The sequence below is a fragment of the Subtercola vilae genome (genome assembly GCF_004923255.1).
GTDB lineage: Bacteria > Actinomycetota > Actinomycetes > Actinomycetales > Microbacteriaceae > Subtercola > Subtercola vilae.
In genome coordinates this window covers 17,900-39,592 of sequence record NZ_QYRT01000036.1, presented here as the reverse complement: position 1 = coordinate 39,592, position 21,693 = coordinate 17,900, and the positions used below count along the sequence as shown (strand labels likewise).

Annotated in this window: 20 protein-coding genes; 8 read left to right on the top strand and 12 right to left on the bottom strand. The window is 67.5% G+C overall.

Features of this window, described 5'->3' with window-relative positions; translation table 11 throughout:
• From D4765_RS15080 to D4765_RS15065, 3 genes are all read right to left on the bottom strand, one after another.
• A partial coding sequence (locus D4765_RS15080) for a helix-turn-helix domain-containing protein (RefSeq protein WP_136643143.1) occupies positions 1-922 on the bottom strand: 922 nt, incomplete at its 3' end.
• Positions 923-1,114: 192 nt separating this feature from the next.
• On the bottom strand, positions 1,115-2,518 hold the full coding sequence (locus tag D4765_RS15075) for an MFS transporter (protein WP_136643142.1): 1,404 nt from the start codon (positions 2,516-2,518) through the stop codon (positions 1,115-1,117).
• Positions 2,519-2,932: 414 nt separating this feature from the next.
• Positions 2,933-3,934: a hypothetical protein gene (locus D4765_RS15065; protein WP_136643141.1), complete on the bottom strand. Its 1,002-nt coding sequence runs from the start codon at positions 3,932-3,934 to the stop codon at positions 2,933-2,935.
• A 103-nt stretch (positions 3,935-4,037) separates the two neighbouring features.
• Here D4765_RS15065 and D4765_RS15060 point away from each other — a divergent pair, with 103 nt between their 5' ends.
• The gene (locus tag D4765_RS15060; RefSeq protein ID WP_136643140.1) at positions 4,038-5,450 is read left to right on the top strand and encodes a glucose-6-phosphate dehydrogenase; all 1,413 of its coding nucleotides are present in this window, start codon (positions 4,038-4,040) and stop codon (positions 5,448-5,450) included.
• A gap of 92 nt (positions 5,451-5,542) precedes the next feature.
• Here D4765_RS15060 and D4765_RS15055 read toward each other — a convergent pair whose 3' ends face one another.
• The 4 genes from D4765_RS15055 to D4765_RS15040 all read right to left on the bottom strand — a co-directional run bounded on the left by D4765_RS15055 (position 5,543) and on the right by D4765_RS15040 (position 9,333).
• Positions 5,543-6,217, bottom strand: coding sequence for a hypothetical protein (locus tag D4765_RS15055; protein ID WP_136643139.1), 675 nt, complete (start codon positions 6,215-6,217; stop codon positions 5,543-5,545).
• 110 nt (positions 6,218-6,327) lie between these two features.
• Positions 6,328-7,134, bottom strand: coding sequence for a DUF2071 domain-containing protein (locus tag D4765_RS15050; protein ID WP_136643138.1), 807 nt, complete (start codon positions 7,132-7,134; stop codon positions 6,328-6,330).
• Positions 7,131-7,523: a metalloregulator ArsR/SmtB family transcription factor gene (locus D4765_RS15045; protein ID WP_136643137.1), complete on the bottom strand. Its 393-nt coding sequence runs from the start codon at positions 7,521-7,523 to the stop codon at positions 7,131-7,133. Before D4765_RS15045 ends, D4765_RS15050 begins: the two co-directional genes overlap by 4 nt.
• A gap of 58 nt (positions 7,524-7,581) precedes the next feature.
• On the bottom strand, positions 7,582-9,333 hold the full coding sequence (locus tag D4765_RS15040; protein WP_136643136.1) for a glycoside hydrolase family 13 protein: 1,752 nt from the start codon (positions 9,331-9,333) through the stop codon (positions 7,582-7,584).
• A gap of 96 nt (positions 9,334-9,429) precedes the next feature.
• Between D4765_RS15040 and D4765_RS15035 the strand changes: the two genes are divergently transcribed.
• On the top strand, positions 9,430-10,155 hold the full coding sequence (locus D4765_RS15035) for a hypothetical protein (RefSeq protein WP_136643135.1): 726 nt from the start codon (positions 9,430-9,432) through the stop codon (positions 10,153-10,155).
• Here the strand turns inward: D4765_RS15035 and D4765_RS15030 are convergent.
• Positions 10,148-11,647: an LCP family protein gene (locus D4765_RS15030; protein ID WP_237280474.1), complete on the bottom strand. Its 1,500-nt coding sequence runs from the start codon at positions 11,645-11,647 to the stop codon at positions 10,148-10,150. The two genes, D4765_RS15035 and D4765_RS15030, sit on opposite strands and share 8 nt — an antisense overlap.
• 164 nt (positions 11,648-11,811) lie before the next feature.
• Here D4765_RS15030 and D4765_RS15025 point away from each other — a divergent pair, with 164 nt between their 5' ends.
• Complete coding sequence (locus D4765_RS15025; RefSeq protein ID WP_136643133.1) at positions 11,812-12,879, top strand: LLM class flavin-dependent oxidoreductase; 1,068 nt, start codon at positions 11,812-11,814, stop codon at positions 12,877-12,879.
• A gap of 87 nt (positions 12,880-12,966) precedes the next feature.
• Here D4765_RS15025 and D4765_RS15020 read toward each other — a convergent pair whose 3' ends face one another.
• Positions 12,967-13,959 carry a DMT family transporter gene (locus D4765_RS15020; protein WP_136643132.1) on the bottom strand — a complete coding sequence of 331 codons (993 nt, stop codon included), beginning with the start codon at positions 13,957-13,959 and terminating at the stop codon, positions 12,967-12,969.
• Here D4765_RS15020 and D4765_RS15015 point away from each other — a divergent pair.
• Positions 13,958-15,367, top strand: coding sequence for an aminotransferase-like domain-containing protein (locus D4765_RS15015; RefSeq protein WP_136643131.1), 1,410 nt, complete (start codon positions 13,958-13,960; stop codon positions 15,365-15,367). The genes D4765_RS15020 and D4765_RS15015 overlap by 2 nt on opposite strands.
• 88 nt (positions 15,368-15,455) lie before the next feature.
• Here the strand turns inward: D4765_RS15015 and D4765_RS15010 are convergent, their stop codons facing one another.
• Positions 15,456-16,382: an LLM class flavin-dependent oxidoreductase gene (locus tag D4765_RS15010; RefSeq protein ID WP_136643130.1), complete on the bottom strand. Its 927-nt coding sequence runs from the start codon at positions 16,380-16,382 to the stop codon at positions 15,456-15,458.
• A gap of 233 nt (positions 16,383-16,615) precedes the next feature.
• Between D4765_RS15010 and D4765_RS15005 the strand changes: the two genes are divergently transcribed.
• From D4765_RS15005 to D4765_RS14990, 4 genes are all read left to right on the top strand, one after another.
• On the top strand, positions 16,616-17,521 hold the full coding sequence (locus D4765_RS15005; RefSeq protein ID WP_136643129.1) for an SDR family oxidoreductase: 906 nt from the start codon (positions 16,616-16,618) through the stop codon (positions 17,519-17,521).
• 113 nt (positions 17,522-17,634) lie between these two features.
• Complete coding sequence (locus tag D4765_RS15000) at positions 17,635-18,570, top strand: J domain-containing protein (protein WP_136643128.1); 936 nt, start codon at positions 17,635-17,637, stop codon at positions 18,568-18,570.
• Between the two features lie 267 nt (positions 18,571-18,837).
• Positions 18,838-20,142 (top strand): hypothetical protein, encoded by a 1,305-nt coding sequence (locus D4765_RS14995; protein WP_136643127.1) that lies wholly within the window; start codon positions 18,838-18,840, stop codon positions 20,140-20,142.
• A 65-nt stretch (positions 20,143-20,207) separates the two neighbouring features.
• Positions 20,208-20,612 (top strand): VOC family protein, encoded by a 405-nt coding sequence (locus tag D4765_RS14990; RefSeq protein WP_136643126.1) that lies wholly within the window; start codon positions 20,208-20,210, stop codon positions 20,610-20,612.
• Positions 20,613-20,620: 8 nt separating this feature from the next.
• Here D4765_RS14990 and D4765_RS14985 read toward each other — a convergent pair whose 3' ends face one another.
• Together D4765_RS14985 and D4765_RS14980 are read right to left on the bottom strand one after the other, a co-directional pair.
• On the bottom strand, positions 20,621-20,911 hold the full coding sequence (locus D4765_RS14985; RefSeq protein WP_136643124.1) for a hypothetical protein: 291 nt from the start codon (positions 20,909-20,911) through the stop codon (positions 20,621-20,623).
• Positions 20,912-21,014: 103 nt separating this feature from the next.
• On the bottom strand, positions 21,015-21,668 hold the full coding sequence (locus D4765_RS14980) for a hypothetical protein (protein ID WP_136643122.1): 654 nt from the start codon (positions 21,666-21,668) through the stop codon (positions 21,015-21,017).
• Positions 21,669-21,693: the final 25 nt, after the last annotated feature.

The window sequence follows — 21,693 nt, the reverse complement described above, 5'->3', positions numbered from 1 at the left end:
GACAGGGGTCGAGGGTGGCTAGGGCCGCGCGGAGGCGCACCATTTCGGCGCGGAGGGTGGCGACGGAGTTGTCGGCCGGGTAGAGCTTCTGGGCGAGCTGTTCGGCGGAAAGCCCGCGGGGATGCCAGGCCAGCAGGGTGAGGATCTCGGAGTGCCGGGCGCTCAACTGCAGCTCGCGACCGTGCACGGCGAGCCGGCCGAGCTCGCGGCCGAGCACAGAGAGTTGGGGGGCATCCAGCTGCGGAGCCCGGCGGGGGCGGCTTTGCGCGCTAGCGAACGGCACGCGGGAGGAGGACTGGGGGCGGCGGCGGGGCTCGCCGAGTTGCTGGATGCGCAGCTCGGATTCGGCCGCCGCGACAGCCGCTTCGAGCAGGGGCAGGGTGCTAGGGGAGACGGCATCGTCTCCGCCGGTGATGTCGATGACTCCGAGAACCTCGCCTGAGCGGGGGTCGTGCACGGGAACAGCGGTGCAGCTCCACGGGTGCACGATGCGATTGAAATGCTCTTCACCGCCGATCTGAATTCCGTGGTCGAGAGCGAGCGCTGTGCCTGGTGCGCTGGTGCCGACGGCGGCCTCAGACCAGTTGGCGCCCTCGACGAAGAGCATGCCCTCGGCGCGGCGGCGCAGGTCTCGGTCGCCGTCGATCCAGAGCAGGCGGCCGGCCTGGTCGCCGATCGCCACGATGAGCCCGCTCTCGAAGGTGTGCGCGATGACGAGCGAGTGGATGACCGGCAGCACCCGCGACAACGGATGCTCCCGGCGATACTCCCGTAACGCTTCGTCGTCGAGGTCGAACGCGGGGCTGAGGTGGTCGGGGTCGAGTTTTCGCTCGAGCGAGCGCTGCCACGACTCTTCGACCAGCCGGCGCACTTGCGGAGGGCGCTCGTCTCTCGGCGCCACGCGGTACGGGCTTACGAGCATCGGGGATCTCCATCGATCATGCGTTCTGCCCAGAACACTACCGCTCACTCGCTGAAACCGGGCTCCGAATCCCCCGGGGCAGGCGGCCGGGTCGGCGGCGATCGCGGCGTTCGGGGGGGCCCGACCCGGAATCACTGATTGCGTTGTCGCGTCGCGTCGCGTCGAGACGGGGCGGGGCGGGTGGGGCGCGGGTCAGGCCGGGTCGGCGGCGCCCGCGGCGTCGGCGGGGCTCGCCGCGCGAGCGGCGGCAGGCGCGGAGCGGCGCGGCATGGCGAGGGCGGCCAGCACGGTCGCGACCGCGCACACCGCCACCGCGATGAACGCACTGCCCGAGGCGAGGGCGATCACGGCCGGGCTCTTCTCGCCACCGCCGGCCGAGTTGGCGGCATAGATGCCGTTCGCGATCGCTCCGAAGATGGCCACGCCCACGGCGCTGCCGATCGAACGCGCGAAGAGGTTGGTGCCGGTGACGACGCCGCGCTCATTCCACTGCACGCTCGACTGCGCCGCGATCAGCGAGGGGGTCGCGACGAGCCCGAGCCCCAGCCCGATTCCGAAGCAGCAGAGGGTGACGACGAGCAGGTTGGGGGTGGGCGCCGACAGCGCGAGCAGCACCGACGCTACAACACTGATTGCCAGCCCGATGAGCACGGTGCTGCGAAACCCGATCGTGAGGTACAGCCGCCCCGACTGCGACGCGGCGATCGGCCACCCGATGGTGAGCGACGCCACCGCAAGCCCCGCAACGAGCGGCGAGATGTTGATGGCCCCCTCGAGGTACGTGGGAACGAACGACGTCAACCCGGTGATCACCGCGCCGACTCCGAGCGAGACCAGCGTGGTGGTCAGCAGCAACCGCCGCGAGAACACCCAAAGCGGCAGTATCGGCTCGATCGCCCGCCGCTCCACCAGAAGGAATGCTGCGAGCAGCAGCCCGCCGAGTACGAAGGCGCCGATGCTGGTGGGCGAGTTCCAGGCCCAGGCCTGACCGCCTTCGAGCACCGCGAGAATGAGTGCGCTGATGCCCAACGTCAGCAGAACCGCGCCCGGGTAGTCGATGCGGTGTCGTTGGGGCGCCACCTTCTCGTGAAACCGGCGCATCAGCATGAACCCGGCGATGAAGCAGAGCGGAATGTTCACGAAGAAGATGAACCGCCACGAGATGAACTCGGAGAACACCCCGCCGAGCGTCGGCCCGATCACCGACGAGATGGCCCAGACGCTCGCGATGTATCCCTGCACCTTCGCCCGCTCGGCGACCGAGTAGATGTCGCCCGCGATGGTGACCGCCATCGGCTGAACCGCTCCGGCGCCGAGACCCTGCACCACGCGAAACGCGATGAGCGCGGGCATGCTCCACGCGAATCCGCAGAGAATCGAGCCGAGCAGAAACAAGGCGATGCCAGCGAGGATGATCGGCTTTCGCCCCACCGTGTCGCTGAGTTTCGCGTACACCGGCACCGACACGGCCTGCGCAAGCAGGTAGATCGAGAACAGCCACGGAAACTGCGAGAACCCGCCGAGGTCACCCACAATGGAGGGCACCGAGGTGGCGAGAATCGTGGAGTCGATCGCCACCAACCCGGTCGAGAGCATCAGCGCGATGAGAACCGGCCCCCGCTTGGAACGAAAACCGATCCCGGTCGTGTCGATGGCTGCCGTAGTCGGGCTGCTGCTGTTCGCGGGGCTCGGGCTGGGGCTGTTCGCGGGGCTGGGGCTGGAGCTGGGTCTGGGGCTGGAGCTGGGTCTGGGGCTGGTGGCGTCGGTCAAGGGCGAACGAACTTTCCTGATGCGTTGTCGTTGGGGGCCTGGTTCTTCAGCACGAAATGCTGCTTCTCTGCGGTGGCGGTGTGCCCTGCTCCGCGCGAGCGCTGTATGCGCACCGCACGTTTTCGTGGGGAGTCGCAGTACTCCCACCAAATTCACAACCCTCAGTACGCCTCAGTATTCCGGGCGTGTGTGTACCGAGTGCAGGCCGGGGGCGAGGGAGCAGCCGGACGTACCGTCCGGCTAGTAAGACTTGCCGTTTGGTTCCCAAGGAGGAAGAGGGGTCCAGACGGGTTCAGGGAAGGCGAACACCGGGGGGTTGAAATACACAAAGGTGTCCGGGCCTCCGGTCGACCCCGTCGAACCCGATGACCCGGTCGACGAGGTCTTGCGATTCGCTGCCGCTGTGGCAGCTGCTGCGGCGGCCACAGCGGCAGCAGCCTCAGCCGCACGGGCATCGGTGTCGCTCTGGCGCACGGCGACCGTCGCGTTGAAATAGGCCGTCACTGCGGTGGCCAGTGCATCGGGTGAACCGACCGCGCCAGCCGACCCGAGGGCAGACAGAGTCGCGGCGGCAGAGGTCAGCGTCAGCTTGGCGGGGTCGTCGGCGAGCGACGCGGCGGCGAGTGTCTGGGCGCTGGAAGCTGATGCTGACGCTGCGACCGCTGCGAGGGTGGCCCGCGCGGCTCCGGTCTGAGCCTCGAGCGCAATCACTAGCGGAGCGTCGTGTTCGGCGAGCTGGGAGAGGTTCGCTTCGTGAGCGCGGCTGAGCGCTGCGGCAGCTGTGAGCTCTGCGGTGGTGGGCGAAGGAGGAGTGGCCAGCGACGACACGAGCACAATAGCGGAGCGGTCAGGGGCGGGCTGCGGGGCGAAGGCGGAGAGGGCGATGCTCTGGCGCTGAGACGTGAGCAGAGCAACCTGTGCGGCGGCGGCCGAGGAAGTGGCGGTGGCGTCGAGCGCTGCGGAAGGGGCGGCCGAGAGGGTGTTGAGGGCGGTGTCGAGGGCACGGGCATCCTGAACCGCGGCGGAGAGACGGGCCACCTGGCCGTCGCGCCTCAGCTGCATCGCCGTGAGGGCTGCGCTCGCGGCGGCCCGATCGGCCTCGGCGGCGCTGTGGGTGGCGTGCACCTGAGCGATCTCGGCCACGACGCCGACCGTGACGGTAGCGATGAGGGCGACGACGAGAAGGCTCGCAATGACACTCGATTTCGCGTTCCATCGGCGCCCCGGCACAGCTGTGGTCACGTTCGACACTCTCCCCGTCGCTCACAATAGTGGAACGGCCCGGTTTGTGCACAGGGTGGGGGCTCTCTGGCCCGTTTTCGGCGGTGCGAAGTACGCTCGATCTATGACAATGTCACACACAGTTCTCATTCTCGGTGCCAGCGGAGACCTCACTGAGCGCCTGCTGCTGCCCGGCATCGGCAGCCTCATCGCGGGCGGGGTCGACGCCGACAAGAAGCTGGTCGAGGGCCTGCAGATTCTGGGTTCTGGCCGGTCGGAGCACAGCCGCGACGACTGGCAGCAGACCGTCTCGAAGGCGTTCGAGGGTGTCGAGGCGACCGGCGACGACGCGAAGGCGGTGGTCGACGCGGCCGACTATGTGGTGGGTGACCCGACGTCGGCCGATGACCTCACGAAGATTCTGGGCCGCGTCGAGGGTTCGCTCATCGTGTACTTCGCGCTGCCTCCGGCCATCGTGTCGAAAGTCATCGACACGATGGGTGAGGTAGAGCTGCCGAAGGGCACCGTGCTGGCGCTCGAGAAGCCGTTCGGGTCTGACGAGGGCAGTGCATCCGAGCTCAACGAGAAGATCTCGAAGATCGTGCCCGAACAGCAGGTTCACCGGGTCGACCACTTTCTCGGCATGTCGACCGTGTTGAATATTCTGGGGCTGCGTTTCGTCAATCGGCTCGTCGAGCCGGTCTGGAACAACCAGAACATCGACAAAGTCGAGATCATCTACGACGAAGACCTCGGTCTCGAGGGGCGTGCCGGGTACTACGACAACTCGGGCGCGCTCATCGACATGCTGCAGTCGCACCTGCTCCAGGTGCTGTCGATCGTCGCCATGGAGGCTCCCACGCGCATCGACCCGGTCGACTTTCGGGCGGCCACGGCCGAGGTGCTGCGTTCGACGGCCATCTGGTCGGGTGCGCCTGTGCTGTCGGCAACGGATGCCCCCAGCCGCCGTGCCCGCTACACCGCCGGCACCGTGGGTGAGCGAACGATGCCCGCGTATGCATCGGAGGACGGGGTCGACCCCTCGCGCAACACCGAGACACTCGCCGAGATGGTCGTCGAGGTAAACACCCGGCGGTGGTACGGGGTTCCGTTCGTGCTCCGCTCGGGCAAGGCCATCGGCAAGCCCGTCAAGCAGGTCGTTCTGCATCTGAAGCCGGTCGGCTTCGTGCCCGGCGGTCTCACCGGTGCCGAGTCGCCCGAGCGCATCGTGATGGGGCTGCGGCCGCCCACCCTCTCGTTCGAGATGACCCTGAACGGCGACGGCGACCCGTTCAGCCTCGAGCGGCACGACCTCGAGGCGACCCTCCGGCCGAGCCCGCTCACCGCGTACGGCGAGGTCATGGGCGGGGTTCTGGGCGATGACCCGACCCTCTCCATTCGCGGCGACGTGGCGGAGGCGTGTTGGCGCATCGTGGCTCCCGTCATCGCCGCCTGGAAGGCGAACGACGTCGCTCTCGACGAGTACCCGGCCGGCTCGCAGGGCCCCGACGCGTGGGCCGACGACGTGTCGGAGTAATTCCAAAGCATCCACTTGCCAACTTATTCGGCATCGCACCGACGGTTCCGCTCCGCGCTGCGTAAACACGCGGTCGGGCTCACTCGGGCCGGTCACCTAGCCAGTGGTGGTTTCCGAGGTCGGCGAGAGGTGCGAATGATCGCGGAAACGCGCGAGTGCTCTGCGGCCCACCGACTGGTTTCGGGAGATAGCCAATTGAGCGCCGTGAGTAGCAATACGTGATCGTTCACCAGATCGCGTGAATACACAGGTTCGTGGTGCGCGATGCGATTGCGCAGCCGTTGGAGGCGCTGTAGAGCAGCATGAACGTCTGCGCGACGCGGGGCGGTGGGCGAGAAAATGCGCTCAAGCCCGGCGAGCCACATTCCAGCGTGGTGCCGTGTTGACAGCAGGCCGACCCAGAACCCGAATCCGATCTCGGAGATGATCTGACCAACCCCGGGTTCTCCGTATCTGGCGCACCGTTGTTCGGCCACGGCGATCGAGTTGCTCTCGCGGCCCGTGAGTGGGGTCTTCTCCCACCACCGTTCGGTACCGAAGCGATGAGTCAGTGCATCGTGCACGCGGTTTCTCAGAGTGACCTCGAGCAGGCTGAAACCCACCCAGAACGCCGCCGAGACTTCGATGTTGTAGATGTATAAATCAAGCGCCGTCTGCTCATCTCCGTCGGCGGCGGCCAAATACGGGGCGAGTCGTGACGCGCTGAAACAGAGAGTGGCTTCGTTGAGGTGCATACAGATGGATTCGCTTTCGATTTGCGAGCGCATCTCATTTTTGATACTCTGTGTTCACCAACCCCGGACGAGACGCGATAGCGTCGCCGCGCCGGGGTTCTTTCTTTATCTGCTCGTGAACATCATACCTGACGAACTATCAACTATCTGTGAGCGGGGTTCCTCCTAGTGGCAGCGCGGGTGGGCGCCGCGGTGGCCGGCGTGCTCCAGATGACAGGGATGTTGCGCATGACGTAGGCGCTGTCGAGGGTGGCGCTGCCAGGCGGGAGGGCGTCGAAGAACGACGACGTCACGGCGACGGGGGTAGCGGCTTCGAGGTGCCAGCGCGAGGTCGAGAGGGCGAGGCCCTGCAGTGCTCCGGTGCGGGTGGGTGACCAGCCGATGGGCGCGGTGCGAAAGAAGTCGGAGGCGTCAGCGAGTGTCGCGAAGAGCGGGTTTTCGGGCGCACCGGGTGCATCCGAACGGGCGGCAGCGACACGCACTTCGGCAGCGACACGCACTTCGGCCGCGACAAGAACGTCGGCCGAAACTGAGGTGCTGGCGGAGGTCATGTTGACGCGCAGGCGGGTGGGCGACTCGTCGGTGGCGAAGTGGGCGTGATGGTGGATGCCCGGGAAGAGTCGTTCGCCAGCCGCCACCGCCAGCCAAGACGCCGTGTGGCGTTCGGGAATGTAGACGCCGGTGCGAAGAGTGCCGTCGGAGTCGTTCCACTCGACCGCAATGCGGTGGGCCGCGTTCTCGGCATGCCAGCCGAGGGGGAGGCACACGAGGGCAGCGGGCCGCAGTGTGCCGAGACGAATCAGGCAGACACCTGCGACGGCGCTGCCGTCGACCAGCTGTGGGCGGAGCGAGGCGGGCAGCAGCGTTTGGGCGACGGCGGGATCGACGCGGTAGTTGATGAGGATGCGGCGCTCGATGGTCGCGGCGAGGTCGGGCAGGTGAAGTCTCATGCTCGGGCTGTCTTGTCGGTCAGGATGACCGCGCCACGCTTCTGTGAGCCGCTCGACTTCTTTGGGGCGGAGGTTTTCGCCTTCGACTTCTTCTCGCGAACGACGCGAAGAACGATCTGCTCGGGGCAGACATTCGAGAGGAAGTCGCCGACCGAGAGTGCCAATCGGTCGGGTGCCAGTGAGTACAGAATACGGTTGGCGTCGCGTCGCTCGGTGACGAGCCCGGCGCCGCGCAGCACCGAGAGGTGCCGCGAGATGGTGGGCCCCGACGCGCTGAAGGCGGCCGCAATCTCGCCGGCTGCCAGCTCGCCGGCCCGGAGGTCTTGCAGGATCTGTCGCCGGGTGGGGTGGGCGAGGGCGGTGAAGACGTCGGCATCCGTTTCAGACATGACCGCAATCTAGCACAAGTGCTAATTAGCTCGCTAGCTATAAACCGAGGTGGCTGGGTCAAAGGCGGTAGACGCGTGCCTCCCAGGGGGCGAGGGTTCCAGCATCCGGAGCCGCCGCTGAGGCAGGCAGGTTGGCGATGAGCAGGTGGGGTTCGTCGCCCGCCCACGGCGCGAGCAGCGTACCGGCACCGTCGGTGAGCGGCCAGAGCTCGAGAGGCTCGCCCGAGACGTTTGCCACGACCAGCAGTTTCTCGTCGCCGAGCGTGCGCGTGAACGCATAGAGCGTGGGGTGCGCAGCTTCGAGCAGTTCGAAGGTGCCGAGGGCCACGAGGTCACTGGTGTGCCGCAGCTCGATGAGGCGCTGGTAGAACCGGAACACCGAGCGCTCTGATGCCCGGTCGCGCTCGGCGTTCACCTCGAGGTAGTTCGGATTGACGCCGATCCACGGTTCGCCCGTCGTGAAACCGGCCTGGGGCCCGTCGTTCCACTGCACCGGGGTGCGGGCGTTGTCTCGGCTCGATGACCGGATGCCCGGCATCACGCTCTCGGCGCTGGCACCCCGCTCGCCCGTCGCTTCGAGGTAGTGGTTCAGCGTCTCGACGTCGCGGTAGTCGCTGATCGACTCGAACGGAACGTTCGTCATACCGATCTCCTCACCTTGGTAGATGTAGGGCGTACCCCGGTGCAGGTGCAGAGCGGTCGCCCAGAGCGTGGCCGACTCATAGCGGTACTCGCCGTCGTCGCCGAAGCGGGAGACGAGCCTCGGCTGGTCGTGGTTGTCGAGGTAGAGGCTGTTCCAGCCCACCGTGCCGAGCCCCTCCTGCCAGCGGGCCAGCGAGTGCTTCAGTGCCACGAGGTCGAGCGGCTGCGGGTCGAACTTGCCGCCGGGGCCGTGGTCGAGGCCCACGTGCTCGAATTGGAATACCATGTCGATCTCGGCGCTCTGCGGGTCTGTGAACTGGCGCGCGTCGTCGATGGTGACACCGGGCATCTCGCCCACCGTGATGAACTGCGCGTCGCGGCCCGCGAACACCTTCTCGTTCATCTCGTGCAGAAACTCGTGGATGCGCGGGCCTGAGATGAAGAACGGCGCGCCATCGGCCAGGGTTTCGCCGGGGGCTACGGGTGCCTCGGGCAGGTCGAGGTGCTTCGAGATGAAGTTGATCACGTCCATGCGAAAACCGTCGACACCGCGGTCGAGCCACCAGTTCATCATGGCGTAGACGGCCGCCCGAACATCCGGATTCTCCCAGTTGAGGTCGGGTTGCTGCACGGCGAACAGGTGCAGGTAGTACTGGCCCGTCGCCTCGTCGAGCTGCCAGCTCGGGCCGCTGAAGAACGAGCGCCAGTTCGTGGGTTCGGCACCGGGCTCGCCGGGCTGGTGCCCGCCCCGGGCGTCGCGCCACCAGTACCAGTCGCGCTTCGGGTTGTCAGGCGAACTCTTCGATTCGACGAACCACGGATGCTCGTCACTGGTGTGATTCACCACCAGATCCATCACCAGGCGCATGCCGCGCTCGTGCACCTCGGCGAGCAGCGCGTCGAACTCGTCGAGCGTACCGAAGAGCGGTTCGATGTTCTGGTAGTCGCTGATGTCGTAGCCGTTGTCGTGCTGCGGCGACGGGTAGACGGGGCTCAGCCAGATGACGTCGACGCCCAGGTCGGCCAGATGGTCGAGGTGCTGGCGGATTCCGCCGAGATCTCCCACCCCATCCCCGTTCGAGTCGGCGAAGCTGCGGGGGTAGATCTGGTACACAACGGCTGTGGTCCACCAGGGGGCGACGCCGCCCGGCCATACGCTTTCGGTCATACCTCGATGTTGCCACCATCGGCGCCGAATGGCCGCCAGGCGCCGTCGGCGGCGAGGGGCTAGTGATGATCTTTCGGTTAATATAGAGTTAATCTCATGAATGATCAGATGCCACCCACCGTGTTCACCGCACGCCTCAGCCGTGCCACGTCGAACAAGCTGAAGCTCACCGTGACTGACGGCCCCGGTGAGCCGTTGGCGGTAGCGGTACAGGGCGGTGCCGACGGCGTGGGCTCGAAGCTCGGGGTGCTGTTCGGCTTCAAGAACGGCGGCGTCGGCAAGCACCTCGTCACCTTTCGGGGCGGCAACACCCTGGTGGTCGAGACGCGCAGCGGTGAGCCGTCGGTGCTGGTGCAGAACGGCGAGGTGATCGCGTCGCTGGCGCGGGGCGACGAGTCTGAGGTGCTCCTGCCGACGGGCGAGACGCTGTTCGTCATTGTGCCCGACCCGGCCGGCGCCCGCACCGCCGACGCGTTTCACCTGCACGTCTATCGCTGCCACGCCGACGGTCAGGCGCGTGAGGTGGTCGGGGCGCTCGACGTGATTCTGACGAACACGGGATGGACCTTCACCGCGTACACCGTCATCGACGTGCTCGACGTGCTGCCCGACCTCACGCTTGCCAACTTCGCCCGCCCGCTCGGTACCGCCCTGCGTCTGCCGATGCAGGGGGTTCGGCTCGTTCTGAAGGGCCCGCTCTCCGACCGCGACCAGGCAATTCTGGTCGGAGTGTGTGTCGACCTTGCGATCGGTCTCCGCCCCTATGTTGCCGCCATGCGCAACAACTCGAGCCGGGCAGAGGCTCCCTCCGCGGCTAGTTGATGCAAGCACCCGACGCGTAGGTGGTGGTGGGCGCCGCACTGTCAGAGGGCGTGGGGGTGTCGGCGGGGGCAGCGGTCGCAGCTGAGCCTGAGCCTGAGCCCGACCCCGAGCCCGACCCCGACGCGGCTGAGGGGTCGACGACCTGTGTGCCGTCGGAGCCGAGCACGAGTGTCACGTCGTCGACAGACGCGACCTGAAGCGCCGCACCGGGCACATACGCCGCAACCGCCTTGGCGTCGCCCTCCTTGCCGGCCGGGTACTGGATGGTCGTGGTGGTCTGTGTGGTCGCCGAGGCGGGCGTGCCGGTCTTGAAGCCGAGGCCGCTCAGGGTGGAGGTGTTGGCGGCAGCAACACCGTCGGCGTCGCTCGCGTTCAGCACCGTCACCGTGACGTCGCCGGGTTTCGACGCGGTGGCACTGTCGTATGCCGATGGTGCGGCTGTCGCCGTGCCCGCGCCGGTGCCGAGAACGCTCGCGACGAATGCCGGCATTCCGGCGGTGTCGACCTCGACGATCGACACGTCGGTGCCATCGACCGTGATGGTCGGGGTGCCGAGGATGGGGATGGTGGTCGACGTGATCTTGTCGGCACTGAGGTTGCGCATCTGGGTGGCGAGGTCGATCAGATTCAGGCTGGAGTCGGTCTCGATCGAGGAGCTGATGGCATCCAGTACGCTCGTGAGCTTGCCGGGGTTCAGCAGCGTGTTGGCCGAGAGGATCTGCCGGGCCTCGACCGACAGGAAATACTGCTGGCGCTTCTCGCGGTCGAAGTCGCCGTTCGGCAGGCCATGGCGCTGGCGAACGAACGACAGCGCCTGGCTGGCGTCGAGCTGGGAGGCCCCGGCAGGCAGGTTGATGTTCGAGAAGTGGTCGTCGACGGCCTCGTTGAGACAGACCGTCACCGGCCCGAGGGCCTGCACCACGTTGTAGAAGCCGAGCAGCGAGACGCGAACGAAGTGGTCGATGTTCAGACCGGTGACGTTCTGAACGGTGGAAACGAGTAGCTGTGCACCGGCCGCGTCGCCCCCGCTGCCGTCTTGCGTGCCGAGAACGAAGGCCGAGTTGAGCTTGCCCTTGCCGTGGCCCGGGATATCGACCCACGAGTCGCGGGGGAGCGAGATCATCGTGGCCGAACTGCCGTCAGCGGGGATGTGCACCACGATCATCGTGTCGGTGCTGGTGCCGCCGCCGTCGTCTTGCGTGCCGAGCTGGGCGAGCTGGGCATCCGTTGCCCCATCGGGCCGGTGGTCGTCGCCGACCAGCAGGATGTTCTGGTCTTTGCCGTTCGCGCCCGTGCCGCCCGGAATGGCGTCGATGCGGGTGATGCCGTTCACGAAGCGCTGATAGTTGTAGAACACGTAACCGCCGGTGACGACGACGGCCAGAACAACGACGATGACCACCCAGCGGGTCGCCACTTGGCGTCGGCGTCGTCGCCGGCGCTGCTCGGGGGTCAGCGTGCGGTGCTGATGGGGCGGTGTCACGGTAGTCATCGGCATGAGCCTAAACAGCGGTACGTGTGCAGAGCCTGAACGACCCGGCTCTTTGCTGAAACGTTCAGGGAATATATTGGCCGCAGTCACGTTACAATGTATGCAAACGTATGAAAAGTCGCGGCACACGAAGAACGCGGCACAGACGAAGATGGGGTCAGAAAATGACAGAGCAGGTTCACGCAGATTCGATCGAGTTCGGTCTCGACACCTTCGGCGACGTCACCCAGGCGCCCGACGGCGGCCCCGTGTCGCAAGCGCAGGTCATTCGCAATGTGGTCGAAGAGGGTGTGCTGGCCGACCAGGTGGGCCTCAGCTTCTTCGGCGTGGGCGAGCATCACCGTGAAGACTTCGCGGTGTCGGCGCCCGACGTGGTGCTGGCGGCCATCGCGGCCCGCACCACGAACATCCATGTCGGATCGGCGGTCACGGTGTTGAGCTCTGACGACCCGGTGCGGGTCTTTCAGCGCTTCTCGACCCTCGATGCGATTTCGGATGGCCGGGCCGAAGTCATTCTCGGCCGCGGATCGTTCACCGAGTCGTTCCCGCTCTTCGGCTACGAACTCAGCGACTACGAAGTCTTGTTCGAGGAGAAGCTCGACCTGTTCACCGAGCTGTTGAACGAGACGCCGGTGACCTGGAAGGGCACCACCCGCGCCGCGCTGGTGAACCAGTCGGTGTACCCCACAACAGAGAGCGGCAGCCTCCGCACCTGGGTGGGCGTGGGCGGCAGCCCTGAATCGGTCGTTCGTACGGCCAGCCACGGGTTGCCGATGATGCTTGCCATCATCGGCGGCTCGCCGGTGCGCTTTCTGCCCTATGTCGACCTCTACAAGCGGGCGTTCGCGCAGCTCGAGCAGCCGGAGCAGAAGGTGGGTATGCACTCGCCCGGTTTTGTCGCTGCGACCGACCAGGAGGCGCGCAACGAGTTCTTTCCGCACTACCGCGACATGCACGCGCGCATCGGCGCGAGTCGGGGCTGGCCCGCACTCACGCGTCTGCAGTTCGACGCAGAGGCGAGCCCGGAAGGTGCGCTCTACGTGGGGTCGCCCGAGACTGTGGCGAAGAAGATCGCGCGAAACGTCGAGGCCCTCGGAGTGAGCCGGTTCGACATGAAGTACAGCGCCGGCACCCTCTCTCACGAAAGCATGATGAACAACATTGAGTTGTACGGCACGAAGGTCGTTCCGATGGTCAGAGAGCTGCTCGCCGCGGTGCCCGCGAGCGTTTAGCGCGCTCGACTTTCCCGACTCTGTCGCCTGCGGGGGGTGTGAGCGACAGAGTGGGGAAAGTCGACGGGGTTGGCCGTCGCGGGCGGGTCAGGCGGAGGCGGGCGCGGGCGCGAGAGGGCGGCGCACGCGAGCCCGCACGGCGAAGCCGGCGCACGCCACGACGACAACCGCGGCCACGAGCACCAGCGCGTCGAGGTGTTCGCCGAAGAGCAGCGCCGCCCACACGATGGTGAGCACCGGCTGCAGCAGCTGCATCTGGCTCACGTTCGCGATAGGCCCGATGGCGAGGCCCCGGTACCACGCGAAGAACCCGAGGAACATGCTGACCACGCTCACGTAGCCGAACGCGATCCAGCCGCCCACCCCTGCTTCGATCGGGGCTCTGGATGCTCCGACCCCCGCCACGACCGCCATCACGGGTAACGCCACCACGAGTGCCCAGCAGATGGTCTGCCATGATCCGAGTTCGCGGGAGAGCAGGCCGCCCTCGGCGTACCCGATCGCCGCGAGCACCACCGCGCCGAGCAACAGTACGTCGCTCGGCTGCAGCCCGGCCATCCCGCCGAGCGCATCGAGCCCGCCGCCGCTCACGGCGACGAAAGCGATCACCGCGAGAAGCCCGGCAATGCTCGCCACCCAGAACCGGCGGCTGGGGCGCTCGCCGCCGCGCACAACTGCGACCACAGCTGTCGCGGCGGGCAGCACCCCGATCACGACGGCGCCGTGTGCGGCGGGCGCGGTCTGCATGGCGAAACTGGTCAGCAACGGAAACCCCGCCACGACCCCGGCGGCTACAACCAGCAGTCGAACCCACTGGGTGCCGCGCGGTCGGGCCGGCCGGATGATCGCCAGCACCACGATGGCGAGCACCCCCGCCACCACGGCCCGCCCGGCCCCCACGAACAGCGGATCGAGCGTCGACACCGCCACCCGCGTGAACGGCAGCGTGAACGAGAATGCCAGCACGCCGACGAACCCGAACAGCAGCCCCCGGTTCGCTCCTGACCCGCTCGCGTGATCCTCGCCGGCGGCCGATAACGGATGCGCGGCGGAGGCGATAGCGCTACTCTTGCTTCTCATGCAGCACGATAGCACTGAAGCGCGCCTCGAGCGCCACCTGCGCCACCACATCGCCGGCGCGCGGCCGGGCGCCCGCCTGCCGAGCACGCGCAGCCTGGTCGCTGAGTTCGCCGTGAGCCCGCTCACCGTGCAGCGCGTCGTTCAACGCCTCGCCCAGTCGGGAGTCGTCGAGACGCGACCGGGTTCGGGCACCTTCGTAGCCGCACCGCGCACCCTCGCCCGCGCCGACTTCTCGTGGCAGACCACCTCGCTCGGCCCGGCGCGCAACAGCTCCACCGCCGTGGGCACCGCCATCTCGACCATCTCGCCCGACGTCATTGCCATGCACAGCGCCTACCCGGCCGAAGACCTGCTGCCGCTGAGGCTGGTTCGAAGCGCATTCGCTCGGGCGGCACGCGGGCGGGCAACCATCGACCGGCCGCCCGTGGCGGGGCTGGGCGACCTGCGGGCGTGGTTCGCGAACGAGGTCACAGGCGTGGCTGGGGCGGGAGCATCCGGAGTCTCGGCTGACGATGTGATCGTGGTTCCGGGCAGCCAGAGCGCCCTCACCTCGATCTTTCGTGCGCTCGCGCAGCCCGGCGACGCGATCGTCATGGAATCGCCCACCTATTGGGGCGCCATTGCGGCGGCGCACCAGGCGGGGTTGGTCATCGTTCCGATCGCTCGCGGGGCTCGCGCGCCCGAAGCGCAGGCCCTCGATGACGCCCTCGCATCGAGCGGCGCGCGGCTGTTCTACGCCCAACCGCACTTTGCCAACCCCACCGGCACGCTCTGGAGCCCGGCCGAATCGCGCGCCATTCTCGAGGTGGCACGGGCCCGAAACGCGTTCGTGATCGACGACGACTGGGCACACGACTTCGGCATCGACGCGGATGCCCGGCCGCTGCTGCTCGACGACACCGACGGGCACGTGGTGTACCTACGCTCGCTCACGAAGAGCGTTTCATCGGCGATGCGCATCGGCGCGGTCATCGCCCGCGGCCCGGCGCTCGCCCGCATCCAGGTCGACCGCACGGTGACCGACCTCTACGTGAGCGGAACCCTGCAGGCCGCCGCGGTCGACATTCTCACCGACCCGGGTTGGCGCACGCATGTCGTGCGGCTGCGCCAGAACCTCCGCGAGCGTCGCGACAGCCTCGCCGGGCTCGTGGTCGCCGAGCTCGGTGCCGACGCGCTCACATTTCTGCCCAAGGGTGGCCTGAACCTCTGGCTGCGCTTCGACGACCGGGTGGATGTTCGCGCCCTCGTCGCCCGCGCCCTGGCCTCGGGGTTGGCCGTCGCGCCCGGGCACGACTGGTTTCCCACCGAACCGCCGGGCGCATTTGTGCGGTTGAACTTCTCCGGGCCGCGGCCCGACCGCTTCGAGGAGGCAGTGGGCATTCTGTCTCGGGCCCTCGCGAACGCCTGAGCGCGGCTGGTTCATGCCCTCGGTCGGTGCCCTCGGTCAGTGCGGCCGACCAGACCAGTCGGTCAGTGCGGCCGACCAGGCCAGTCGGTCAGAGCAACCGGGAAAGGGAGTCGAGCGCAGCGACCGGGTCGGGGCCGACCGGGATGAAGACCACCGAGTGCGCCCCGGCGTCGTGGAGACGGGCGAGCGAAGCCCGGGCATCCGGAACCGTGCCCACAATGGCGAGGCGATCGACCCAGGCATCCGGCAGCGCCGCCACGAACTCAGCGCGGCTGGCAGAGCGGGTGCGGAGGGCGGCGAAGTCGGCCGCGAAGTCGAGCGGAATGATGTGCGGGGCCCAATCGGGTTCGCCCACCCACTCGAGTGCCGGTCGGGCCAGGTTGCGCGCAACCACGGCGTCATCGTCGACGGCGGCCACGTTGTACGCCACGATGCGATGCGGGCCACGGGCCGCGATGCTGTCGAGGGCCGCCGCGAGGTACTCGGGGGTGACGGGTTCGGCGAGCACGGTTCCGTCGGCGTGTCGGCCCGCGAGGGCGAGCGATTTGGGCCCGCGAACGCCCGCAAGCACGGCCGGAACGATGCTCGGAGCGTTCTCGAGCTGTACCCCCGAGAGCTGCACGTAGCGCCCATCGGCGGTCACCCGTTGCCCGCGCAGCAGTTCGCGCATGCCGCGCAGCGTCTCGCCGAGCAGGGCCAGCGGGCTGGCGGGCCAGGCGCCCACCTCGCGCATCCAGACGGGCATGCCGTGGCCGATTCCCGCCGTCACCCGGCCCGGAAACAGCTCGGCGAGCGTCGCGATCTCCATCGTGACGAAGGCCGTGTTACGGGCCCCGGCGGGCAGGATGCCCAGCCCCACGTGAATGCGGGGTGTCGAGGCCAGGGCAACTGCCGCCTGCGCGATGCCGCCGCGAAAGTAGCAGTCTTCGACTACCCAGAGTTCGTCGAAGCCGAGCGCATCGGCCCGCTGGGCGAACTCGACGACGCGCCCGGCGGGCAGGTCGCGGGGCAGCATGACGCCGACGGCGCGGTCGGTGCTCCCGCCTGTGCTGGGTTGCAGGGCCAGCGGGGCATCCGGGCCGGTGCCGCTCAGGGGGTGCCCTCTTCGCTGGCCGTCATGACTCTCCTCTATGTCGTCCGCGCTCGACTCCGAGACTGTCGGTGAGCTGACTCGAGGGTACCGGCGACTCCGCCTCGCGCGATAGTGGAGTCTGTGGGCTCTCTCAGCGACACCGTTAGTGTCGAGGCATGAACACTGACGTTTCTGCCCGGCCTGTCGCCCTCGTCACGGGCGTCGGCCGCGAGATCGGCATCGGAGCAGCCATCGCCCGACGCCTCGCCCGTGACGGATTCGATCTGGTCATCACCTACTGGTCTGCCTACGACGACCGGATGCCCTGGGGAGTCATGCCCCGAGACATCGACACCATCGCCGCCTCGCTCCGCACCTCTGGTGCCCGCGTCTCGACGGTGGCGGCCGATCTCACCCTGGTCTCGGCGGCCGAAGAGATCTTCGATCACGCGGAGCGCGAGGTAGGCCCGGTGTCGGCGCTCGTACTGAGCCACGCCGAGTCGGTCGATTCGGGCCTGCTCGACACCTCGGTCGAGAGCTTCGACCGGCACTTCGCGGTGAACACACGTGCCTCCTGGTTGCTGCTGCGGGAGTTCGGTGTGCGGCGAGCTCGTGCTGCGGAGAGGTTGGGGGTGCCGATGCCTGTGCCTGTGCCTGTGCCTGTGCCTGGGCCGCTACCTGTGCCGGTGGCGTCGCCGCTGCCGCTGCCGCTGGCGTCGGCGTTGCCGCTGCCGCTGCCGCTGGCGTCGGCGTTGCCGCCCGGGCGCATCGTCGCCCTCACGAGCGACCACACCGTCGGCAACCTGCCGTACGGCGCCAGCAAGGGCGCCCTCGACCGCATCGTGATCGCGGCGGCGCGCGAACTGGCGCACCTGGCTGTCACGTCGAACGTGGTCAACCCGGGGCCCACCGACACCGGGTGGATGACCGCAGAGCTTCGCGCCGAGGTTATCGCCCAGACGCCGGCAGGCCGCGCGGGCACTCCCGCCGATGCCGCCGCGCTGGTCTCGTTCCTCTGTTCTGCTGAGGGCGGCTGGGTGAACGGGCAGCTGCTGTACTCGAATGGCGGGTTTCCGGCCTGAGCAGCCCAGAGCGAAATTGCGCACAATTTCAGCCGTACGCCAAGCTGGGAGCGTTACCCTCAGCTGACCCCGACCCGTGCACGCTTGTGCAGCCCGAAAGCGAGACGCCCCGCATGCCCGCCAGCCCGGCCTCAGAGACGCCGTACGAAGTTCTCGGAGTCGACCCCAGCGTCACTGATGACGAGCTTCGCCACGCCTACCGCCGGTTGCTGCGCGAGACGCACCCCGACACCGGGGGCAGCGCGGCGCGCTTTCACGCCGTGCAGGTGGCATGGGAGCACATCGGCACCCCCGCCGATCGGGCCATCTACGACTCGGGGCGTCAGGCCGATTCGATGGCTCCGGATGCTCGTTCACACGGGAGCGCCGGTGCGGCATCCTCGCCCTTCCGCCCTGAGGGTTCATCGCTGAAGGCTCGTTCGTACGGGCACCCCGGCGGCGACGAACGGCAGCACTACCTGACTCTGATGCGCGAGTGGGTGGGGCGCGGTGTCGAGCTGAAAGACCCGTACGACCCCGCGCTCGTGCGGTCGGCTCCCCGGGAGATCAGGCGGTGGCTCGCGAAGGCCATTGCCGAAGAGGAGACGGCGCGCATCGTGTCGACCCTCGGCATCGGGTACACCGTGTGGAACAACGTGGCGGTCGCCCGCACGGGCGGCAACATCGACCACATCGTTCTCGGCCCGGCTGGGTTGTTCGCCCTGCAGTCGCACGACTGGGGCGGCGAGGTGCGGCTCTCGAAGGGCGAGCTCGTGGGGGAGCGCATTGACGACGATGAAGAACCGCTGCATGAGCTGGCCGTCAATGCGAAGGCGCTCGGCAAGTCGGTGGGCGTGCGATTCACGGCGCTGGTGGTGGTTGTTCCCGACGGCGATCTGGCGGTGCCGTTCGACCAGGTCGAACGCGGCCGGCAGTCGGGATCGGTCGTGATTCGACGGTCGGTTCTGCCGCAGTTGCTGCGCAACGGGGTCTCGGGGGGCGAGCGCGCGAGCGTCGACCGGGTGTTCGAGTTGCGCGAGCGACTGCAGTCAGGCATCCGATTCGTCTGAAAACCGTCTACATCACAGGTTTCTGAGAATAGCGACAGCGATGTGACAAATTGGTAACGGTTGGGTAACCTCGAGAAGTCGTCTCACCTCCCGAAGGGTGAGACGGGTGCAGTGAGCAGAGGTGTGTTCACTCGTACCAGGCCGGTGAAACACGCACGGCCACATAAGCACCGCAGTGCTGGAGGACTACTACACGTGACTGATTCGAGCGAAATACCAGAAGCCACAGGCGATCTGGTACCCAGCCCGAGTTTTCAAGTACCCGTCGTGACCGCCTCTCTCTCCCGTCGCCAGTTGCGCCAGCGCGAATCGATTGCTTCAGTCGAGCCTCTCATCGAGACGCGTCGCGAACGCCGCGACCGTGAACTCGCGGCGGCCATGGCCTCGTCGATCGGCGCCGAAATGGCCGCGACCGCCGCGGCGAGTGTGCCCGAGGTGGTCGCTCCCGCGGTTCCGGATGCTCGCCGCCGCGACCGTCGTGCCGCCGTCACGAGCGACGTTCCCATTGTGGCGACCATGCCGGTTGTGGCCACGCCGGTTGACGTTGCCACCGTTGCCGCCATGCCGGTGGTTTCGACCCCCGGTGCCGCCAAACCCGTTGCCGCCACGCCTGTTATCGCCCCGGCCCCTGCGGTTGTTGCGTCACCGGCGGCATCTGTCACCCAGCCCGAACCGTTCGTCGAGCACACGACGGTGTCGTCGCTCACGTTCTCGCGCCTCGACGGCGCCTCCGAGCCGCGTGGGGCCGCTGCGGCGGTGTCGACCGCGGGAAGGCGGGTTCTTCCGCGGATGCGTCACCGGGCATCCATCGACCGGCCGCACAGTCGTAGGCGCGGCATCGTCAACACGGTGGTGATGTTCGCCACGGCGGGCCTGGTGGCGACCCTGGCGCTGCCGGCATATGCGTACAGCGATTCGAACAGTGTGAACAACCCGAATCTTGCGGCCTCGAGCCAGCTGGGCATCCAGAGCCTGACCGTTGCCGGAGTGAACGGGCAGCAATCGGTTCGTGACAGCTACACCACCACGGGCGACCTCGCGGCGATGGACTCGACCCAAGGCTCGACGGTGTCGCCCACGGTGCAGGCTCTCGCGGCCGAGCTGATGGTCGACGTGGCGTCGGGCAAGCTGGTGGGGTCTGTGCCCGATCACATTCAGGAGATCAGAAACCTCGCCAACGGCGTCGCTGTGAAGGGCTGCGGTGTCGACTACCGCATTCTGCAGGTCATCAAGGTGGTCGTCGACAACTTCGACAAGGTGGGTGTGAGCGATATCAACCGGCTCTGCACCGGGCAGATCGAGGGTGCCGGAACCGCTTCGTCGCACTACAAAGACGGCGGCGGCCACGCGGTCGACTTCTACATTCTGAACGGCCACGGGCTCACGGGTGCCGACGCCGACTCGATCAAGCTCATCAAACTGCTCGACCCGCTTGTGCCCCCCGGCACCGGCCTCGGCCAGTCGGAGTGCGGTCGCTCGATCTCGACCACGAACTTCGTGGCCTTCCAAGACACGTGCACCCACGACCACATCGACTTCGGCAACGCCAAGGGTCTCAGCCTCAAGCTGTAGGGCTGGCGCGCCGTCTGCGTCAACCCGATGTTGACGCTGTGTACTTCGCTCGATACGGTGAGGGCATGCCGACCAAGATCTTCGTGAACTTGCCCGTGACCGACCTCGAGAGGAGCGTCGGGTTCTACTCCAGTCTCGGCTGGCAGATCAACCAGGCTTTCACGAACGAGAACGCCGCGTGCGTGGTCGTCTCCGGCGAGATCTCCGTGATGCTGTTGCTGCACCCCTTCTTCGCCCAGTTCACGACGAAACCGATCGCCGAGCCGTCGACGGTCGAGATGATCCTGGCGGTGGGGCTCGACACCCGTGACGAGGTCGACGCCGTGGCCGAGAACGCGCTCGAAGCGGGAGCGGTGGCGTTTCGAGAGACGGAAGACCACGGTTTCTCCTATACGCGCACGTTCGCCGACCCCGATGGGCACCTGTGGGAGCTCTTCTGGATGGACGCATCGGCGATGCCGGGCGCGTGAAGCAGGCCTCAGTGCTCGGCGTACCAGCGGCCGCCCTGGCGACGCGTGACCTGGTAGGTCACGACCTCGGCGAGTGACCTCAGTTCGCTCAGCACCGCGTCGGCGACGATGAACGCGTGGGCGGCGTCGTCACCCGTGAAGCGAACGGTGATGCGCGCACTGCCGCTGACCACTGCGAGATCGCTCGCCTCGACGGTGGTGAGCGTGCGGGCAGCGGCTGCGGCCCGCGGTACGAGCGACGGCGGGGCGACTCCGGTCTTGAGGGCGCCGATCATGACAGTCACGCGAAACGAGGGCACTCCGTCAGCCTACCGGCGGGCATCCGGTCGCCGTGGAGCCGTGCGGGATGCTCTGCAGGATGCCGTCTGGTGCCGTTTCTCGATCGATCACGGCTTCGCGGCCCTACTTCAGCGCTCCCGGAACAGGTTGCGGGCAGGCGTGGTTGATGGCGGCCCACGCATCGTCTGACATGCTCTGGCTGATGGCGGCGAGGCTCGACGAGGCCATCGCCGACCAGGGTGCCGAATCGTAGGTGTCGAGAAATGTCTGCAGCGTGGGCGGGTCGGGTACCGAGTAGCCCGCTCTGATGAGACAGGTTCGCTCGGCCACCTCGGCGGCGTAGAGCAGGTGTTTCTGGTTGTCGTCGACCGGAAACTGCGCCTTCACCTCGGTGTTGCAGCTCCACGTGTCGGCGAGGTACAGCTCGTACTGCGCCTTCGGAATCGTGTCGCTGCCCGCGACGATTCCGCCCTCGGGGGTGATCTTCACGTTCCAGCCGCGCGCGACGATGCAGCGGTAGAGCGCGTCGGCGAGGGGTGAGTCGCTGAGCTGCTGTGCGGCCGCGGGGTTCTGCGCTGCCGCAGGGTTCTGGTCGGTTGCGGGCTGCCCGGCGGGCTGCCCAACGGGCTGTTCTGCGGCCGTCGGTTCCGGATGCCCGGCCACAGTACTGCACGCCGACACCCCCGCGAGGGCGCACAGCACAACCGAGCCGAGGGCGAGCAGCCCACGCGTGCGATTCGGTCGAAGCGGGCGTTGTGGTCTAAAAGCATGAGGCATATAGTGAGGTTTCATCATCTACAGA

What these genes read in the sequence shown, in the direction of transcription:
- D4765_RS15035 (WP_136643135.1), top strand. Translation starts at nt 9,430, where the DNA reads ATGAATGATCAGATGCCACCCACCGTGTTCACCGCACGCCTCAGCCGT.
- D4765_RS15015 (WP_136643131.1), top strand. Translation starts at nt 13,958, where the DNA reads ATGCAGCACGATAGCACTGAAGCGCGCCTCGAGCGCCACCTGCGCCAC.
- D4765_RS15075 (WP_136643142.1), bottom strand. Translation starts at nt 2,518, where the DNA reads ATGCTCTCGACCGGGTTGGTGGCGATCGACTCCACGATTCTCGCCACC.
- D4765_RS15060 (WP_136643140.1), top strand. Translation starts at nt 4,038, where the DNA reads ATGACAATGTCACACACAGTTCTCATTCTCGGTGCCAGCGGAGACCTC.
- D4765_RS15030 (WP_237280474.1), bottom strand. Translation starts at nt 11,647, where the DNA reads ATGACTACCGTGACACCGCCCCATCAGCACCGCACGCTGACCCCCGAG.
- D4765_RS15055 (WP_136643139.1), bottom strand. Translation starts at nt 6,217, where the DNA reads ATGCGCTCGCAAATCGAAAGCGAATCCATCTGTATGCACCTCAACGAA.
- D4765_RS15005 (WP_136643129.1), top strand. Translation starts at nt 16,616, where the DNA reads ATGAACACTGACGTTTCTGCCCGGCCTGTCGCCCTCGTCACGGGCGTC.
- D4765_RS15000 (WP_136643128.1), top strand. Translation starts at nt 17,635, where the DNA reads ATGCCCGCCAGCCCGGCCTCAGAGACGCCGTACGAAGTTCTCGGAGTC.
- D4765_RS15010 (WP_136643130.1), bottom strand. Translation starts at nt 16,382, where the DNA reads ATGCTGCCCCGCGACCTGCCCGCCGGGCGCGTCGTCGAGTTCGCCCAG.
- D4765_RS14990 (WP_136643126.1), top strand. Translation starts at nt 20,208, where the DNA reads ATGCCGACCAAGATCTTCGTGAACTTGCCCGTGACCGACCTCGAGAGG.
- D4765_RS15045 (WP_136643137.1), bottom strand. Translation starts at nt 7,523, where the DNA reads ATGTCTGAAACGGATGCCGACGTCTTCACCGCCCTCGCCCACCCCACC.
- D4765_RS15050 (WP_136643138.1), bottom strand. Translation starts at nt 7,134, where the DNA reads ATGAGACTTCACCTGCCCGACCTCGCCGCGACCATCGAGCGCCGCATC.
- D4765_RS15025 (WP_136643133.1), top strand. Translation starts at nt 11,812, where the DNA reads ATGACAGAGCAGGTTCACGCAGATTCGATCGAGTTCGGTCTCGACACC.
- D4765_RS15040 (WP_136643136.1), bottom strand. Translation starts at nt 9,333, where the DNA reads ATGACCGAAAGCGTATGGCCGGGCGGCGTCGCCCCCTGGTGGACCACA.
- D4765_RS15020 (WP_136643132.1), bottom strand. Translation starts at nt 13,959, where the DNA reads ATGAGAAGCAAGAGTAGCGCTATCGCCTCCGCCGCGCATCCGTTATCG.
- D4765_RS14980 (WP_136643122.1), bottom strand. Translation starts at nt 21,668, where the DNA reads ATGCCTCATGCTTTTAGACCACAACGCCCGCTTCGACCGAATCGCACG.